The sequence below is a fragment of the Paenibacillus sp. J31P316 genome (assembly GCF_056269105.1).
In genome coordinates, this window is sequence record NZ_JBWDNI010000003.1 from 840,569 (window position 1) to 857,693 (window position 17,125).

15 protein-coding genes are annotated in these 17,125 nt (G+C 47.7%); 13 read left to right on the forward strand and 2 right to left on the reverse strand.

What is annotated here, in order from left to right:
* Positions 1-322 precede the first annotated feature (322 nt).
* The 9 genes from AC0YNU_RS14570 to AC0YNU_RS14610 all read left to right on the forward strand — a co-directional run bounded on the left by AC0YNU_RS14570 (position 323) and on the right by AC0YNU_RS14610 (position 10,646).
* Entirely contained in the window at positions 323-1,132 is an 810-nt protein-coding gene (locus AC0YNU_RS14570; RefSeq protein WP_475757644.1) for a tyrosine-protein phosphatase, read from the forward strand.
* 5 nt (positions 1,133-1,137) lie between these two features.
* The gene (locus AC0YNU_RS14575) at positions 1,138-1,899 is read left to right on the forward strand and encodes a YveK family protein (protein ID WP_475757646.1); all 762 of its coding nucleotides are present in this window, start codon (positions 1,138-1,140) and stop codon (positions 1,897-1,899) included.
* Positions 1,880-2,551 (forward strand): CpsD/CapB family tyrosine-protein kinase, encoded by a 672-nt coding sequence (locus AC0YNU_RS14580; RefSeq protein ID WP_475757650.1) that lies wholly within the window; start codon positions 1,880-1,882, stop codon positions 2,549-2,551. The genes AC0YNU_RS14575 and AC0YNU_RS14580 overlap by 20 nt, the downstream gene beginning before the upstream one ends.
* A gap of 258 nt (positions 2,552-2,809) precedes the next feature.
* Complete coding sequence (locus AC0YNU_RS14585; protein WP_475757652.1) at positions 2,810-4,114, forward strand: lipopolysaccharide biosynthesis protein; 1,305 nt, start codon at positions 2,810-2,812, stop codon at positions 4,112-4,114.
* A 38-nt stretch (positions 4,115-4,152) separates the two neighbouring features.
* Complete coding sequence (locus tag AC0YNU_RS14590; protein WP_475757655.1) at positions 4,153-5,520, forward strand: phenylacetate--CoA ligase family protein; 1,368 nt, start codon at positions 4,153-4,155, stop codon at positions 5,518-5,520.
* Positions 5,521-5,559: 39 nt separating this feature from the next.
* Complete coding sequence (locus AC0YNU_RS14595) at positions 5,560-6,657, forward strand: glycosyltransferase (protein ID WP_475757657.1); 1,098 nt, start codon at positions 5,560-5,562, stop codon at positions 6,655-6,657.
* 39 nt (positions 6,658-6,696) lie between these two features.
* On the forward strand, positions 6,697-8,178 hold the full coding sequence (locus AC0YNU_RS14600) for a hypothetical protein (protein ID WP_475757659.1): 1,482 nt from the start codon (positions 6,697-6,699) through the stop codon (positions 8,176-8,178).
* Positions 8,132-9,232: a glycosyltransferase gene (locus tag AC0YNU_RS14605; protein ID WP_475757662.1), complete on the forward strand. Its 1,101-nt coding sequence runs from the start codon at positions 8,132-8,134 to the stop codon at positions 9,230-9,232. Before AC0YNU_RS14600 ends, AC0YNU_RS14605 begins: the two co-directional genes overlap by 47 nt.
* Positions 9,210-10,646, forward strand: coding sequence for a glycosyl hydrolase family 28-related protein (locus tag AC0YNU_RS14610; RefSeq protein WP_475757664.1), 1,437 nt, complete (start codon positions 9,210-9,212; stop codon positions 10,644-10,646). Before AC0YNU_RS14605 ends, AC0YNU_RS14610 begins: the two co-directional genes overlap by 23 nt.
* A gap of 2 nt (positions 10,647-10,648) precedes the next feature.
* On the opposite strand, the gene AC0YNU_RS14615 is transcribed toward AC0YNU_RS14610, so the two are convergent.
* Positions 10,649-11,878: a right-handed parallel beta-helix repeat-containing protein gene (locus AC0YNU_RS14615; protein ID WP_475757666.1), complete on the reverse strand. Its 1,230-nt coding sequence runs from the start codon at positions 11,876-11,878 to the stop codon at positions 10,649-10,651.
* Positions 11,879-11,981: 103 nt separating this feature from the next.
* Here AC0YNU_RS14615 and AC0YNU_RS14620 point away from each other — a divergent pair, with 103 nt between their 5' ends.
* Genes AC0YNU_RS14620 through tuaD form a run of 4 tightly spaced genes read left to right on the forward strand, consistent with a single transcriptional unit; the run spans position 11,982 to position 16,506 of the window.
* Complete coding sequence (locus AC0YNU_RS14620) at positions 11,982-13,007, forward strand: NAD-dependent epimerase (RefSeq protein WP_475757668.1); 1,026 nt, start codon at positions 11,982-11,984, stop codon at positions 13,005-13,007.
* A gap of 1 nt (position 13,008) precedes the next feature.
* Positions 13,009-14,229 carry a glycosyltransferase family 4 protein gene (locus tag AC0YNU_RS14625; RefSeq protein WP_475757670.1) on the forward strand — a complete coding sequence of 407 codons (1,221 nt, stop codon included), beginning with the start codon at positions 13,009-13,011 and terminating at the stop codon, positions 14,227-14,229.
* A gap of 31 nt (positions 14,230-14,260) precedes the next feature.
* Entirely contained in the window at positions 14,261-15,163 is a 903-nt protein-coding gene (gene galU / locus AC0YNU_RS14630) for a UTP--glucose-1-phosphate uridylyltransferase GalU (protein ID WP_475757672.1), read from the forward strand.
* Positions 15,160-16,506 (forward strand): UDP-glucose 6-dehydrogenase TuaD, encoded by a 1,347-nt coding sequence (gene tuaD, locus AC0YNU_RS14635; RefSeq protein WP_475757674.1) that lies wholly within the window; start codon positions 15,160-15,162, stop codon positions 16,504-16,506. Before galU ends, tuaD begins: the two co-directional genes overlap by 4 nt.
* Positions 16,507-16,735: 229 nt before the next feature.
* Here the strand turns inward: tuaD and AC0YNU_RS14640 are convergent, their stop codons facing one another.
* The gene (locus tag AC0YNU_RS14640) at positions 16,736-17,104 is read right to left on the reverse strand and encodes a helix-turn-helix domain-containing protein (protein WP_475757677.1); all 369 of its coding nucleotides are present in this window, start codon (positions 17,102-17,104) and stop codon (positions 16,736-16,738) included.
* Positions 17,105-17,125 lie beyond the last annotated feature (21 nt).

Here is a 17,125-nt window from a genome sequence, read left to right on the forward strand (position 1 = left end):
AGGTATTCAATTTCAGAGGCTATAGGATCGTCAACCGATTATTAGAGTCGTCATTCATTCGGCTTACTGGGCGAACAAAGCCAAAGAAACCTTTGAAGAGAGAGAGAAGAAACACTCTTTCCTACAAAGGTTTCTTTGTTTTCATGGAGATACTATTTGTATCGAAACAGGATTGAGAGCAAAATTACTACTTGACAATGTTACACTTTGTATCTTAAATTTAGAGATATCGCACGATACAAATTGTATCCGAGACAAAGTTACTTAAAACCCATTTCATGCGTTTGCAACAAGCTGGATTTATAAAGGATGGGAAATAAGAATGAATACGAGTTTGGAATCATGCTTGGCAAAAGGAATCATAGACACTCATTGTCATATATTGCCTGGCCTTGATGACGGAGCAGCTACGTTTGAAGAAGCCTTACATATGGGGAGGATTGCATTATATCAAGGTATAACAACCGTATTTGTCACTCCGCATCACGGAAAAAAGCAATACTATAACCCACCGTCGATAATTGCCATGAAAATCAAAGAGCTTCAAAGGCGGCTAAATGAAGCGAACCTACCATTAACCCTGTTACCAGGACAGGAATTTCACCTGCATCGCGATTATCGGACAGAACTTTTAGAAAAGAATTACCAAACGCTTGGAAATAGCAACTATTTGTTGATTGAACTTCCGGATGATCATATCCCTCGTTATTTTTCGGATTTCTTGGAAGAACTACGAATCAGGAACGTCATACCGGTGTTGGCACACCCCGAGCGTAACCACAGCTTTATAAAAAAACCTGCATTGCTTGCTGAATGGGTCCACAGGGGCGTATTCGCGCAAGTGACGTCACAATCGATTGTTGGTCTCTTTGGTCATAAAGTACAACACGTTGCGATCCAAATGTGCAGGAACGGATGGGCTCAATTGCTTGCATCTGATGCTCATAATACCCGAACCAGACAGTTTTGGATGAAGGAAGCTTATGAACGGCTTGTAACGGACCAATGCGAGGCCGCCGCCGCTATTTTTCAAAACAACGCGGAACTGCTGCTTCGGGGAGAACACCTCGTTGCGCAGCCGATGGAGGAACGCAACAATCTCAGAAAGCTTTGGAAATGGGGAGGAGCATAAAGGTTATGGATTTGGATTTCAAGGGCTTGTTATTAGTATTACGGAAGCGGTTATGGGCAATTGCACTAATCACAATCGTCGCTGGCATTGCAACAGGGATATATTCTTTTCATTATATTGATCCCCAATATGATGCCTCCACGAAAATAATGGTCAATAAAACAAAAATCGTAAACGGAGAAGAAGATTTGAATCTTAACGACCTGAATGCTCAAATCCGACTTATTGCTACTTATAAGGAGATTGTCCGAACGAGATGGATCATGGACGATGTCGCCAAGGAAAATCCGGAACTGCATCTGACCGCCAACCAGCTGGCTTCAAAGGTCAAGGTGAGCTCTGTGAACGATACGCAGGTCATGACGTTTTCTGCAACAGATACCAGTTATCAGCGTGCTTCTTCAATTATTGACGCAGTGACCACCGAGTTCGTTAAGAAGATACCCGTCTTAATGAAAGTCGACAATGTTACGGTACTGAACTGGGCAAGCGAGGAAAACGCACCGAGCCCCATCTCTCCAAAGCCCGTTCTCAATATCATGGTTGCCGTCATCCTGGCGTTTTTGCTCAGCGCAGCAGCTGCTTTGTTCGTGAATAATTTTGACGATTCGTTGAAATCAGAAGAAATGATCAACGAATATCTCGATCTTCCCGTGTTGGCCGCAATCGTCGATATGGATAAATCATATTTCCGTCATTCCAAAGCAAGCCAAACCTCGAATAGCGAGAAAGCAGGTGAATCCTCGTATGTTGCGACAAATCAATAGACAGGCTCTCATTACGGATACTAACCCCAAATTGCATGTGTCTGAGTCATTTCGGGCATTGCGTACACATCTGCAATTCTTGGACTTAGATGAACCACTGCAAGTCATATCCGCAGTTTCGAGCATGCCTGGAGAAGGGAAAACGACGATGCTCGTCAATCTAGGAATTTCTTTCGCTCAAGCAGGAAGACGCGTGGTCATTTTGGATGGCGATATGCGTCGTCCGATGCTTCATCAAATATTCAATATGGACAATAGGGCTGGATTATCCTCGTACTTAAGACATTCCCTAGAGCTTGAAGATATCTTGAAAGAAACGCATATCGAAAATTTACGCGTTATTCCGTCGGGTCAAATTCCTCATAATCCGTCAGAATTGCTCTCTTCAAAACGTATGTTGCAATTGATTACCGCTCTTAGAGAGCAAGCGGACATACTGTTAATCGATTCACCTCCTGTTCTGGCAGTCGCGGATTCCAAAATCGTCGCAGCTCGCTGCGATGGTGTCATCCTTGTCGTGCATGCCAAACGGTCCAAGCGCGAGTATGTCAAAAAAGCAAAAGACCAGTTAGATAGCGTTAAAGCGAACGTAATTGGCGTTGTACTAAACGGCATGAAGGCATCAAGTTTTAAAGGAATGGATAACTATTAGGCTTCCTCGTCGCTGCTGAAACGGAAGCAATGCTTCGCTAAGGTGATATCTACTTACCTTTATCAATGTAGGTACTCGGCTATGCTGTGGGCGGTATACCGCCTTAGACGTTGATCGTCAAGGGTGTAGCGTGAGGGTGGGTTAAATGCCCATTATTTTTTAATCTCATGAATTGCCTAACATTAAAAGTTTAAGGCATGCAGTTAAACATTAACTGTATTCCTTAAACTTTTATTTCGAAATGGAGTGTATCCAATCATGCGCACAGCGCGATCGGTTACGATGTCTGTTCGGCGGTCATCGAGAGTCAACACCTTCGGCAAGCAGCTAACAGTGCTTATAACCGGATCGGTGGCGTCGCAAATCATTTTGTTTTTATCTGCACCAATCATCGCGCGCATGTTTTCGCCGACGGACTATGGCATCTTTACGTTCTATAGTTCTATGATCAGTATTCTCTCTATGATTACCGGGGGGAAATACGAAATCGCGATCGTGCTGCCGGAGAGCGATGAAGAAGCTGCCAACGTCATGGGCTTGTCCATGCTTTCTGTAATTGCCGTAACGGGGTTCATTGCCATTCTGCTTGCATGCTTCGGCGAATGGTTCATGAGTATGTTTGAAGCAGGATCGGATTCGCTTTGGTTAATTTGGATTCCGATAGGGATGTTGGCTGTTGGCTGGTACCAAAGCTGCAATTATTGGAGCACGCGAAAGAAAACATTTAAAAGACAATCCATCTCCCAAGTTCTTCGTTCTACGACGGTAAGCGGCATACAATTATCTACAGGCTTTGCCGGCATTCAGGCGGTCGGGTTAATTCTCGGTCAATTAGGGGGACAGGTTATCGCTACAACAGCTCTTATGTATCAGACATGGAAGGAAGACGGAAAAAATATTCTGTCGCACCTTAAATGGGCCAAAATCAAAGCTGCTGCTGTTCGGTACAAACAATTCCCATTATTCAACATGCCGCAAACTTTTTTGAACGCGCTGAGTAACCAGATGGCGCCTTTTTTATTGGCTATGTATTATGGCTCGGCCATTGTCGGGTACTACGGCGTATCGCTTCGTCTGCTTCAACAACCGATTACGATTATCAGCCAATCAGTTCGTCAAGTTTATTTGAAGCGCGCATCGGAAATTCATAACAAGGGACAACGGTTATTTCCCGTGTTTATGAAGACGACTGCTGCTCTGTTCGTTATAGGTATTGTGCCTACCCTCATCATTATGATCTGGGGGCCGGAATTGTTTAAGATCCTTCTCGGTGAAAAATGGGGGCTGGCGGGCGAATATGCACGTTGGATGGTTTTGTGGTTATTCTTTGCGTATTTGAATCCACCAGCTTCGGTTACAGCGCAGGTGTTAGAACGCCAAAAGTCGATGCTTATTTTTGAAGTCTTTCTATTCTCTGCGCGTTGGCTCTCGCTTTGGTTAGGCTATGAATTCGGAGACGCCTTGACTAGCATTATATGTTACAGCCTGACAGGGGCTTTGTTCCAATTGATTTACATTGCCGGGATTGGCATTATGTGTTCCCGCTCAAAAATTCCGCAATAGTGAACGCTAATCAATACGAGGAAGTAGGAGTTGAGTATATGAATGCAATGGATTTAAAACGGAAAATGCTGAATTTAAAGCATCGCCATCATCGTCAAATTACGGATAAGCTCGAATATCTGCAAGCCATGCAATGGGCAGACCATGAGCGGTTTTGGAAGGAACGCGATGGACGACTTGCAAACTTGTTGAAGTTTGCGCAACGCAACGTGCCCTATTTCAGTGATATGGGTCAAATGAATGGCATCGTAACAGCGGATGGACGTATCGACTATGAACGTTACGCGCTGCTTCCACTGATGGATAAGTCTATTCTGAAGCATCAGTATAAGCAGTTGTTGTCGGATGACTTAGATACTCGCGACTGGACGGAAAATACCTCGGGCGGTTCCACCGGAACACCGGCCCGTTTCGCACAAGATCAGATATATAAAGACTGGTCACAGGGGAACAAGATGTTGTTCGACGAATGGAGTGGAAGAGTCGCCGGCGATAAACAGATTCGTTTATGGGGGTCTGTTAGAGACTTGCTCGCCGGCAAAGAAACTTGGCGAACTTACATGGGCAGATGGTTGCGCGGAGAAATTTGGCTAAATGCCTATGAAATGTCGGAAAAGCAAATGTTGGAATATGTCGAAGTTATAAACCGCTTTAAACCGAAACAAATTTTAAGTTACGTAGAAAGCATATACGAATTGGCGCGTTTCATTCAGAAAAAGGGCTTGACCGTCCATGCTCCCCGCGGGATTATGACGACAGCAGGAGTATTGCGTGCCGAGATGAGGGAAACGATTGAATCCACGTTTCGTACGAAAGTATTCAATCGATATGGCTCGAGAGAAGTCGGCGACATGGCATGCGAGTGCGATTGTCATGAAGGACTTCACGTTTCCGAATTGATGCACTACGTAGAGCTTGTGGACGACCACGGCAAACCGATTGCGCCAGGTCAAGCGGGCCACGTTGTCGTAACCTCCCTTGTTAATTACGCGATGCCTCTCATTCGATACAAAATCGGCGATATGGCGCGTTGGTCGGAGCAGCCTTGTTCCTGCGGAAGACCGCACCGGGTTCTAAAAGAAGTTTACGGCCGAGAGAGCGACTCCTTCATCACGTCTGGTGGCACAAGAATTCATGGTTCTTTATTCACGCAGCTGCTTTTTCCGCTTGAATGGGTTGAACGCTATCAAGTCGTTCAAGAGGATTTCAATCGGATCATAATCACGATCGTAAGCGGCGGCGGGGAGAGGGATCTCGCGGCAAACAGGCCTATGCTTGACCAAGTCACCCATGACATTCGCAGGTCCATGGGCGAGGAGTGTGACGTGATCTTTAAATACGCCGCTCGTATCGATACCTCCGCTTCGGGCAAGTATCGATACACGATCTCGAAGGTGTCGTTATAGTTCCCAAGTCAGTAGAGTGGAATCGAGGTGTTCCGGAGAATGAAAAAAGTTTTGTTTATTACGCCTTCGCTTCGAGGGGGCGGGGCCGAAAGAGTCATTATCAACTTGTTAAAGCATATAAGCCGAAACGACATCCAACTTTCCTTTATCGCGCTGAAGCTCGAAGGACCATACGTCGATCAACTCCCTGACGACGTCGAGGCGGTCGACTTGAACACAAGAAGAGTAAGGCATAGCATCTTCAAACTGATAAAGGAAATAAACCGGATTCAGCCAGACGTCGTCTTGTCCACGCTGGGCCACTTAAATCTCTTGTTGCTATTTATTCGGCCTTTTTTGCGGAAAACGCCGAAGCTGGTATTGCGGGAAGCAAATGCGCCAAGCTTCGCAATTCCGGGGAATACAAAAGGGCGATTCATAAAGAGGCTATATCGGATTCTATATCCAAGAGCGGACCGGATTATCGCTCTATCCTCGGGCATGGCCACGGATTTGATACGCTTTTCTCGATTGCCTGTCAGTAAAGTAACGATTATTCACAACCCGGTCGTAACAGAAGAAGTAAATAAGCGAGCCATCCAACAGGCGGAACACGCCTGGATTACGAATAAACAGCTGCCTGTGTGCATTAGCGTAGGGCGACTCGTGGAGCAAAAAAACTACGACGTGCTTTTAAGGGCATTTGCGCTCGTGCAGCAAGAAATGCCATGCCGATTAATCGTGCTCGGAGAAGGCAAAGAGCGTGCCAAGCTAGAATTGCTCAGAGATCGGCTGGGCTTGAAGGACAAAGTCGATTTTCACGGCTTCACGTCTAATCCGTTCGCGTTTGTCGCTAAAGCCGATTTGTTCGTCCTTTCTTCACGCTGGGAGGGGATGCCCAATGTATTGCTTGAAGCTCTGGCTGTTGGGATACAAATTGTATCAACGGATTGCATCGGAGTCGATGACGTGCTGGACGGCGGCAAGTACGGTTCGATCGTACCGGTCGGAAGCGAGGTTGCATTGGCTTCGGCGATCGTGAGCTCTTTATCCGGAAAGGATGCGGCTGCCTATGTAGATAGGCAGAAAGGCCGGGCTGCGTACTTCAACGTCGAACGTATCTCTAGCGAGTACCGACGACTGTTGCTCGAGGTATGAAGAGATAGAAACGCTGAATGAGTAAGGAGGTGCTAGCACATGGGGTACTATTCGATTCCGATCGCACTGCTGATCGGAGGAATCATTGGCATCGTCGAAGTGAGCAGAAAGCGAACGCATGGACCGGTCGACTTTTTGCTTGGCTTTCATATCATATATTTCTTGTCGTTTTGCGTTTCTCCGATCTTTCTAATCTCGTTCGACATTCAAAGTTTGCCGAACTGGGCATGGCTTGGCAAGTACGACTTTGACTCTAGAGTCTATTTTCGGGCATCGCTGCTCAGCCTGGGCTGCTATTTCTGCGTGTTGTTCGGCTATGCATTTATGCAAAAGCTATCCTTGAGGCGAGAGTCGCGAGGCAGAAAATCGGTCATGAAGCTGTCTTTTGAACTTCCGGATAAACAGTTGTTCATGATTGCGTCGATGGTCGGCGTCTTCGGTACGCTCAGCTTTCTTGTCTATACGCAGTCCATTGGCGGTTTCGGAAGCCTTTTCCAAAATGCCATCCTGCTTAGGGGGGGAGGGAACGTCTTTAACTCTCCGTTTGCGTTTTTGAAGAACGTCAGCCCTTTCCTGCTTATTGCCTCGTATATGTTCTATGCGTTGATGAAACAGGGTAGAAGTGTATCGGTTCGCCGCTTAGCTGCGTTGTGTTTCTCAGCTATGTTCATCTTTTCGATGATGCTGTTATTTCATAAAGCCGGGCGTATGGGCTTGATCTCCTATCTGGTCACGTTCCCGGTTGCTCAAATGCTTTACAAAGGGAAGATCAAGCTTCGGACACTCGTCGGGTTCGGGGTCTTTTTTATTTTCATGGTGCTGTTCGGCAAGCAACTGTTCAACTATTTCCTGTATCCGGAGGGTCTAACCCAGCGGGTATCGACGGTTTCCGAGAATACCTCGAACGTGTTTGCGATGGTGTTTGCGGAATTTTCTTTCCCGATCGCATCTCTGGCTAACGTGATTACCGTCTATCCCGAACAAATGAGTTTTCATTGGTTCGGCGACGTCGCGTATAGCTGGTTGTACTTGATGCCGGATACCTTATTTCCGATCAAGCTGCCTGAAACGATCTCGTTTATTAACACGCAGCAGTTTGGTGCTTCAGGAACGGTTCCGATCGACTTAGTATCGTTCGGTTATCTCAGCATGGGCATTGCCGGAGTCGTTGTTGCCGGAGTGGCCTTTGGCGCCGTGCTTGCCCTATTTGATCGATTGTTCAGCGACATGACGGAAATGATCAGCATTGTATTCCGGGTTGCCTGGATTAACTTTTTTGCGTTCAGAGTTATGTACGCTGATCCCGAAATGGCGTTTTCTGCCTCATTTACCCTAATGGCGGGTACGTTAGCCATCTTGTACGGCGTTCATGCCTATCAAAAGAAAACGAACAAGAGGCAGGTGAAGTCAAATGCAGGCCAAAAAAATAAAGCTGTTCAAGGTCATATCCGGACTACATACCGGAGGCGCGGAAATGATGCTCTTCCAGACGGCAACGAGTTTAAACCGGGAGCGGTTTGAAACGATTGTCATTTCGCTCCAAAGAGGAGGACTTCTCGCCGCAAGACTTCGAGATAACGGAATTAAAGTCATCGAGATCGGTATTAATAGCCAGTTGTCGTGGGTAAAACTGTTCTCGCTTTTTCGACTGATGCGAAAGGAAAAACCGCATATCATTCATGCGTATATGTTTCATGCAGATTTTTCTAGCCGCATTCTCGGTCGATTGGCTCGAGTTCCGATCATCATATCTTCCATCCGAAACGAAAATATCGGCGGTCGCTTGCGCGAACGGCTGCTAGGAGCAACTAAGCACATGGCAGATTGTGTAACGGCGGTATGCAAAGCGGCAGGCGAGCGACAGGTCAAACAAGGAGCTGTTTCGCAACGACAACTGCAGGTTTTGTACAATGGCGTTGAAATGGACAGATTCACCTCACCGTCTTCGGAGGCTCTGTCTCAACTCCGGAGGGAGCTCGGTATTCCCGAGAGTCAATTTGTTTACTTGACTGTGGGAAGAATGGTCGAACAGAAAAACCATCTCGGCCTGCTCGATAGTTTCGCGAGCGTCGTGAGGGACTATCCGGACAGTGCGCTCGTAATCGCAGGCGATGGCAAACTCAGACCACGAATCGAAGACCGAATCACAGAGCTTGGGCTTCAAGAGCATGTCCGATGCTTGGGCGTTCGTCAAGATATACCTCATTTGCTGCATATGTCTGACGCATTCGTTCTCTCCTCGTGTTGGGAGGGGTTTCCGAACGTGGTATTGGAAGCGATGGCATCAGGCAAGCCGGTCATAGCGACGCGAACGGGCGGTGTAGCCGAGCTAGTCGAGGATGGAGAGACCGGGTACGTGGTCGCGTCTGACGATCCTGCAGCACTGACGGAAGGGCTGCTGAAAATGGTCGCGCTTAGTCCACTGGACCGCTGGCATATGGGGAATCGTGCATTAGTTATAGTAGAGGAAAGATTTACCTTGAAGCGTACGTTAGAACAAACGGTCGAATTGTATGATTCGTTATTGAGGCGCAAAGGAGTATTGATAAAACTTGGGGAAGAGCGAACAGGATGAAAGCCCGAATCGGATGAACCGTAGAGCTTTTCTAGGTGCTGCCGGATCGCTGGTTGCTGGTTACTTACTGGCGAACGCTACCGGAGTTAAATGGCTAAACCAAATGTTCGGTACTTCGGTTAAGGAAAGCTCGGCGTTGGCCCCCGTATCGACGGAGCCCACATCAAGGGCTCTTCCAGCCTCAGAGGTGGTCGACTGGATTAACGTCAAGAATTACGGTGCCAAGGGAGACAACAAACAAGACGATACCAAAGCGATCAAAGCCGCAATTCAAGCCGCCTCGAAACGAAAGGGGAGTGTTTATTTTCCTGAAGGCACATATGTGGTGACGCAAACGTTGGAAGTTTCGAGTCCGCTTTCCTTGATCGGCGCGGGCATGAACGCATCGATCATTCGCATGAAGGCCGTCAATGCAGACGGTATCCTGGTGACGGGAACATCCGATGTATTTATTTCGCAGCTTCAGGTCCGGGACGTCAAAAATACGAAGGGCGGAGAAAATACAGGCATTCATCTTCGCGATGCCAAGAATGCCGTCGTCGAGCATTGCCGGGTCTTTAATAGCGACGATTCCGGTATTCGGGTCGGGTATGGAAAAAATTCGGTATCCAGGGGCTGCAAACTGCTCTACTGCGATATCGAGAAGACGAATCGCGGATCCGGAATTGAAGTAATCCGGGCGGCGGATACCTTAGTCCAAGGTTGCACGGTTAAAGATAGCTTCCAGCACGGCATACGCTTATGCGGAGCAACCGGCCCGGTTGTCGTAGCCAACCGGACATATGCCAGCAAATTTTCGGAAATTTCGATTCAAGGCTTCGGTTCCAACGAGGTTGTTACGCACCCGGTTACGAATTTCATGGTCAACAACAACAACTGCCGCGGAAACGGTGGTAATTCGGGATTGACCGTGTTCAACTCTGCGGAGAACGGGACCGTTTCGGACAATGTTTTCGATAACAACCTCATTGGATTGAAAATTTACGACTCAAATGGCTACGGGAACCGAGATATCGTTTTTCTAGGAAACACCGTATCGAACAACGGTACTGGCGTTTACATTCGCGGTAGCGAGCGTAGGCTGGCTTTCCGGCAAAATACGATTACCGCTTTTCAAAAAAGCCCGGATTCAGCCCAATACGCTTACGCATTTCATATAGAGGGTTACGGCAAGGCGCTTGATCTAACGATCGAGAACAACGATATCACGAACAAACGGGATGCAAGCGGCAGATTCCAAGTCGCGATAGGTATTACGAAGCTTGCGGACAAAGCACGCGTTTTTTTTCGGAACAATACGATGCGGCTGAGCCATACGCAAGACGATAACAAGTACTTTCGTTTTGATGGAAGCGGTTCGTTCTCGAATGATATGAATGGAATCGATACGAATACGTTGCTTCCTTACGAATAACGTTACGGTTTCATGGTCGTGTTCGTTTCGAGAGTTCCGAGCTTTGTGAAGACGACGCCTTTGTGATCGTCAATAATAATCGGGCCTTCCTTTGGGGTGGTGCCGATTCCGAAAGAATTGTATTTGAAGTAGATGCTACTGTCGTCCGTAAGGTTCTTGAACCGGGCTGCCGCTTGATTCTTGGAGCTATTAATCAGCGAACCCGTAACGACGTTGTTTTCCATGACAATATCCGCGATTTTCTTGTTCTTGGCGTCGACGAAGAAACCATAAGAGGTCGCGGAAGAGATCGTGTCCGTTACCAAGTTCGAAAGCACGTTCCCGCGGAAGACCAGGTTCGAATGTTTGCCTCGGATATCCACGCCGGTCTCGCAGTTAATGATCCGGTTGTCGGTGAATTGAGTATCGGAATTGCCGTTGTCGTCCGGATCGTAGACGTATATGCCGCGAATGTTGTTCTGGATTAGATTGCCGTTCACCAAGCAGTCGCGAACCGAGTTGAATACGGTAATTCCGCTTGCTTTGCCACCGCCGGCGCATTGGTTACCCTGTACGACGCACTCTTCCGTCAGCTTGCTGACATTGCCTTTGCCATCTGTGAAGCTTTGCAACGAAATATCGCTGAATCCGTTGTTCGAGAGGATGTTTCCGATCGCCGTGGCGCGAACGGCACCATCGAGCCGGATGCCGTGTTGGAAGCTCCTGTTGATGCGATTTCCCATGATGATCGTATCATCGGCTTTGATAATCTCGATGCCGGAGCCGCCCGTCGTATTCTCGATGTCGTTGAACAACACTCTGCAGGAGGTGCATACGCCTTTATCGTTATAACCTACTCGGATGCTAGTGTCATCCGTGTTCTCGAAACGGCAATGCTCGATCGTAGCGTTGGTTGCGTTACTTAAAATGATGGCATGGCTTTCGGCGTCGCCAGGATTGACGATGTCGCGCACCTGCAGCGAGGTAACGGTTACATTCGCGGCATTCGTAATTTTAATACCGTCTTTCGCTTGCGACTTCATGCTGATGATGGTAGCGATTTTACCGTCACCCATCAGCGTAAGCGGGTTATTGATGCGGATGGAATCGGTAATCGCGTACGTACCAGCCGGCATATACACGACGGCGTTAGTGCCGTTGTCGATGGCTTTTTGGATGGCCTTGATATCATCCGTGACTCCATCGCCGACAGCACCGTAATCTTTGACATTGATCCATGAAACAGCGCTCATGCTAAAACCTCCAGTAGTAATAGAGAAATAGTCTTACTTGATACAATATGTAAACAATTAAGTATTGGTATGGATAGATATACATTTGGAGCGGAGGGAAAATATGAAAGTCATCGTGACCGGCGCTGCCGGATTTATCGGTTTTCATGTCGCCAAGCGCCTGCTTGACGAAGGGTATGAGGTGGTGGGGTTCGATAATTTGAATGCCTATTACGACGTAAAACTGAAGAAAACAAGACTTGCGATGCTAAATCCTTATGAAAAATTCCGTTTCGTCGAAGGCCAACTTGAAGATACCGCTGCCGTCTTAAGACTCTTTATGGAAGAAAGATTCGATCGAGTGATTCATTTGGCCGCCCAAGCCGGCGTTCGATACAGTTTGGAGAATCCTAATGCTTATATACAATCGAACCTCGCAGGATTCACTTCCGTTCTCGAAGGCAGCCGGCAGACACAAGTACCCCATTTGCTCTATGCTTCCTCAAGCTCGGTGTATGGGGCAAACGCCAAAATGCCGTTCTCGGAATCGGATGCCGTGGATCATCCCGTCAGCCTCTACGCGGCAACGAAGAAAGCGAATGAATTAATGGCGCATACCTACAGCCATCTGTACGACTTGCCGACGACGGGGCTGCGTTTCTTTACCGTTTACGGCCCTTGGGGCCGGCCGGACATGGCGTATTATTCGTTCACGGAAAAAATAGTTCGCGGCGAAGCGATCAAATTGTTTAACTATGGACGCATGCGCCGCGACTTTACGTATATAGACGACATTGTCGAGGGTATCGTCAGGCTGATGAATCAGCCCGCAACGCCCGATGGCACCTGGAGACCGGAAATTCCTAATTCGTCGAGCAGCTACGCCCCCTATAAAGTCTATAATATCGGCAACAATCAGCCAGTCGAGCTGCTGCATTTCGTCGAGACGCTGGAGAACTTGCTCGGCGTTAGCGCGAAGAAAGAGCTTCTGCCAATGCAGGACGGCGATGTCGCCGAAACGTTCGCCGATACAAGGGCGATCGAACAAGCTGTTGGTTTCAAACCTGTTACGAGCATTGAGGAGGGACTGGGGAAATTCATTTCGTGGTATCGAACGTATAATGCTGATTTAGTTCTGGGAGGGGTATGAAATGAAAGTAGGGCATGTTTGCACAACTGCGCTCAGTCATAAGATCATGGTTGATAAGTTGGCGTTGATGCAGGCAATGGGTTATGACATTCATCTCATTTCCGACAAGGAAGGATATAATCCGGATTTGCTGATAGGAAAAAAATTGGAGACCCGCTTCCTGAAGATGAAACGTGAAATATCTCCGTTTAACGATTTGGTCTCCATCTTCCGGTACGCGATGCTGTTTAGGCGAGAGCGTTACGACATCATACATACCCATAACGCAAAGGCTGGCGTCGTCGGCCGCATTGCGGGATGGCTCAGCCGAACACCTGTGATCGTCCATACGACTCACGGCCTTCCGTTTTTCGAGGGGCAAAGCGCCAAGAAGAACAAGCTGTACAGGTTGATGGAACGCGTAGGCGCGCTCTTCTGCCATGCGGTAGCTTCACAAAATTACGAAGATATCGATAAAGTTAAAGCATTCGCCAGGCGGAAGAACGTGTACTACGAAGGGAACGGCGTGGACTTGGAGGCGCTCGACCACCATCGTCAAACGATTACTCCAACGCGGCTGCAAGCACTGAGAGTTAAATTAGGCATTAAGCCTTCCGTCCCGGTCATGCTGGTGGGGGCGAGGTTCGAAAAGGTCAAAAATCATGATTTGCTTCTTGACGGGTTGCATTGCTTAAAGCAAGCTGGCGAAACGTTCGTGTGCCTTCTTGCCGGCAGGGGCGAATTGGAGCAGAGTGTACGAGACGGGATCAAGTCTTACGGCTTGGAAGAACAGGTTATCATAGTCGGTCATCAATTGGACATTTATTCTTATATCGAGCTTTGCGATATCGTGGTTCTAACCTCTGAAAAGGAAGGAATTCCGCGAATCCTAATGGAAGCCATGGCCTACGGGAAGCCAGTCGTGGCGACGGATGTGCTCGGAACGCGCGAGCTGGTAAAGCACGAGGTTACGGGGTTATTGACGCCATATCTGGACCCAAGCGCACTTGCGCTTGCCCTGCAACGTCTGCTTCGCGATGACGTTCTTCGACATAGATTCGGTCGTGAAGGACGTTACGTAATCGAGCGGTCGTTTACTGAAGAGTTGGTCGTTCGTCGAATTCATTCCTATTACCGGGAACTCATGACGGTTGGCAGGAAACCGATATTGGCTAAAATGCCGGGATTGGGGCTGCATGCGGATAATCGTCAGGTCGAAGGAATACGGCAGAACGAGCAATAATTTTGCGATAAAGAAGGGGGAGGCCCACACTATGAAAGTCAAAAAAGCGATAATACCGGCTGCCGGATTAGGAACGCGATTCTTGCCCGCAACGAAAGCTCAACCGAAGGAAATGCTACCAATTGTAGATAAGCCCACCATTCAGTACATCATTGAGGAAGCAGTTGCCTCGGGCATAGAAGACATCATTATCGTAAGCGGTCGCGGCAAGAGAGCGATAGAAGATCACTTCGACAAATCAAGCGAGTTGGAAGAAACCCTTGCAGCGAAGCATAAGTATGATGAACTTGATACAATTCGTCGCATTAGTCAGCTCGCACATATCCATTACGTCCGTCAAGGAGAAACCAAAGGACTAGGCCATGCGATTTGGTGCGCGCGTAAATTCATCGGCAACGAACCGTTTGCGGTCCTGCTCGGCGACGATATCGTCCAGTCGGAAGTTCCTTGCCTCAAGCAGCTAATTCAGATTCATAATCATTTCGATTCTTCGGTCGTGGGAGTTCAGTCTGTTCCAGACGAGGATTTACCGAAGTATGGCGTCATCGATCCTAATGGATTGGAGATTGCTCCTAATGTCATCCGAGTGGCGAATTTAATCGAGAAACCGACCAAACAAACAGCTCCATCGAATTACGCAATCATGGGCCGATACGTGCTTAAACCTGAAATTTTTGATATCTTGGGAGAGTTGAAACCCTCGACCGGTGGTGAGATCCAACTGACGGACGGGATCCAAAAACTAAATGAGTTTCAAGAAGTTCTCGCTTATAATTTCCAAGGGAAGCGTTACGATGTAGGCGATAAGCTAGGCTTCATTAAAGCTACTATCGACTTCGCCCTTCAACGCAGCGAACTTCGACAAGACGTATTGGATTTCTTATGCGGGAAGTACGAGACCGAAATGAGCATCCAAGGAGGCAGACATCAATGAATAAGGTTGCGGTAATTGGAACAGGGTACGTTGGGCTCGTATCGGGTACATGTTTTGCCGAAATCGGAAATGAAGTCATCTGTTGCGACATCGATCCCGTAAAAATCGATAAATTGAACAACGGCATCGTTCCGATCTATGAGCCCGGCCTTGGCGAACTCATAGCTTCGAACAAGGAAGCGAAGCGCCTTGCCTTCACAACCGATATCAACGGTGCCATACAAGCCTCCGACATCGTCTTTATTGCGGTCGGCACACCAATGTCTTTCACAGGAGAGGCGGATCTGAACTACGTGAAGGCAGCTGCCCGCACGATCGGCCAGAACCTAAACAAGTATAAAGTTGTCGTAACCAAGAGTACGGTCCCGGTCGGCACAGGTCGCATAATCGCGGAGATAATAAGCGATAATCGTCCTGATCCAACGACGCCATTCGATGTCGTTTCTAATCCCGAGTTTCTGCGCGAAGGCACGGCAATCGCGGATTGCATGAATATGGAGCGTGCAATTATTGGCTCGACATCAGCTAAAGCCGGCGACATAATCGCTGAATTGCATAAACCTTTTAATACCACCGTTTTCCAAACGGACCTAGAAAGCGCCGAAATGATTAAATACGCTGCGAATGCGTTTTTAGCCACTAAAATTTCATTTATTAACGAAATCGCTAATCTATGCGAACGATTGGGAGCGGATGTTACGCAAGTTTCCATCGGTGTTGGTCTTGATAGTAGGATCGGCTCCAAATTCTTGCAAGCGGGCATCGGATACGGGGGGTCTTGCTTTCCGAAGGATACGGAGGCGCTCCGGTATTTAGCAAGCATGTGCAATTACGATTTTCGCATTATCAATTCTGTTATCGAGGTCAACAACAGCCAGCGTCTCATTATCATGGATAAATTGCACTCAGCATTGCAAGAACTGGAAGGGAAGAAAATCGCAGTACTAGGGCTCAGCTTCAAGCCAGAAACGGATGATTTGCGGTTTGCGCCATCGCTTGATCTCATTCCGATACTCATCGAGAAAGGAGCATCCGTAAAAGCTTATGATCCCGTTTCCATGCCGGAAGCCAGTCGACATTTGCCTGAACAAGTAGAGTTCGGCACGGACCTTTACGATACAGTTAAGCATGCGGATGCCTGCGTTATTTTAACGGATTGGGATGAAATCAAGCAAATGGATTTCAAGCGCGTCCATCAGCTGCTCGGACAGCCAATTATCGTGGATGGCAGAAACTGTTTCACGAATGAATCAATGGAGCAGAACGGCTTCACCTATTTCAGCATTGGCCGTGCTTCAGTGCTGACAAGGCAGCACGAAGTAGAGTATTCGCAAATTTCATAAGCTAAACGACAGACGTATCGGATACGTATGTCTCTAAGAGAGCACATTAATGGACGGCCAGGACTATTCCTGGCCGTCCTATTTTTATTTAATACGATTATTTGATCATTTTGCGCAAACAAGCGGAAGTATAAATTCGGTATGTAAAGTTGGATAAGCTGCTTGCTTCAGATGCAGGAAGGTCAAAGGCATGCTGTGTTACAAAATATTCAAATAATAATATTAGGAGTTAATTCATCAAGCGTTCCGCTCGGACGAAGGCGATAAATCGACGAGCTTCCTCAGGTGTCAGCTTACGGCCGTCAATCATTAAATCAAACTTGTTCATCAACTCGTCGTCAGCAAGTTCCAGTTGATCGACAAAGTCGCGAACAGGCACGCTTAGCTTACTGTCCTGCACCGCCGTTCGGCCGACCAGGTAATCCACGGAAACGTTAAACAAATCTGCGAATTTGGATAGCGTGTCTGTATCGGGCTCCCTGCGGTTTTTCTCATAATGAGATAAAGCCGCTCTGGAAATGCCGAGCATGACAGCGGTTTGTTCTTGCGTCCATCCTCGTCCATCTCTCAAATTAGCTATGCGGTTGCCTATGTTCATACTACTCCTCCTAACCAGCTC

Bases quoted from the DNA above. Each gene is read 5' to 3' on its own strand.
- AC0YNU_RS14625 (WP_475757670.1), top strand. From the start codon at position 13,009: ATGAAAGTAGGGCATGTTTGCACAACTGCGCTCAGTCATAAGATCATG.
- AC0YNU_RS14570 (WP_475757644.1), top strand. From the start codon at position 323: ATGAATACGAGTTTGGAATCATGCTTGGCAAAAGGAATCATAGACACT.
- AC0YNU_RS14600 (WP_475757659.1), top strand. From the start codon at position 6,697: ATGGGGTACTATTCGATTCCGATCGCACTGCTGATCGGAGGAATCATT.
- AC0YNU_RS14640 (WP_475757677.1), bottom strand. From the start codon at position 17,104: ATGAACATAGGCAACCGCATAGCTAATTTGAGAGATGGACGAGGATGG.
- tuaD (WP_475757674.1), top strand. From the start codon at position 15,160: ATGAATAAGGTTGCGGTAATTGGAACAGGGTACGTTGGGCTCGTATCG.
- AC0YNU_RS14595 (WP_475757657.1), top strand. From the start codon at position 5,560: ATGAAAAAAGTTTTGTTTATTACGCCTTCGCTTCGAGGGGGCGGGGCC.
- AC0YNU_RS14615 (WP_475757666.1), bottom strand. From the start codon at position 11,878: ATGAGCGCTGTTTCATGGATCAATGTCAAAGATTACGGTGCTGTCGGC.
- AC0YNU_RS14605 (WP_475757662.1), top strand. From the start codon at position 8,132: ATGATGCTCTTCCAGACGGCAACGAGTTTAAACCGGGAGCGGTTTGAA.
- AC0YNU_RS14575 (WP_475757646.1), top strand. From the start codon at position 1,138: ATGGATTTGGATTTCAAGGGCTTGTTATTAGTATTACGGAAGCGGTTA.
- AC0YNU_RS14590 (WP_475757655.1), top strand. From the start codon at position 4,153: ATGAATGCAATGGATTTAAAACGGAAAATGCTGAATTTAAAGCATCGC.
- AC0YNU_RS14585 (WP_475757652.1), top strand. From the start codon at position 2,810: ATGCGCACAGCGCGATCGGTTACGATGTCTGTTCGGCGGTCATCGAGA.
- galU (WP_475757672.1), top strand. From the start codon at position 14,261: ATGAAAGTCAAAAAAGCGATAATACCGGCTGCCGGATTAGGAACGCGA.
- AC0YNU_RS14580 (WP_475757650.1), top strand. From the start codon at position 1,880: ATGTTGCGACAAATCAATAGACAGGCTCTCATTACGGATACTAACCCC.
- AC0YNU_RS14620 (WP_475757668.1), top strand. From the start codon at position 11,982: ATGAAAGTCATCGTGACCGGCGCTGCCGGATTTATCGGTTTTCATGTC.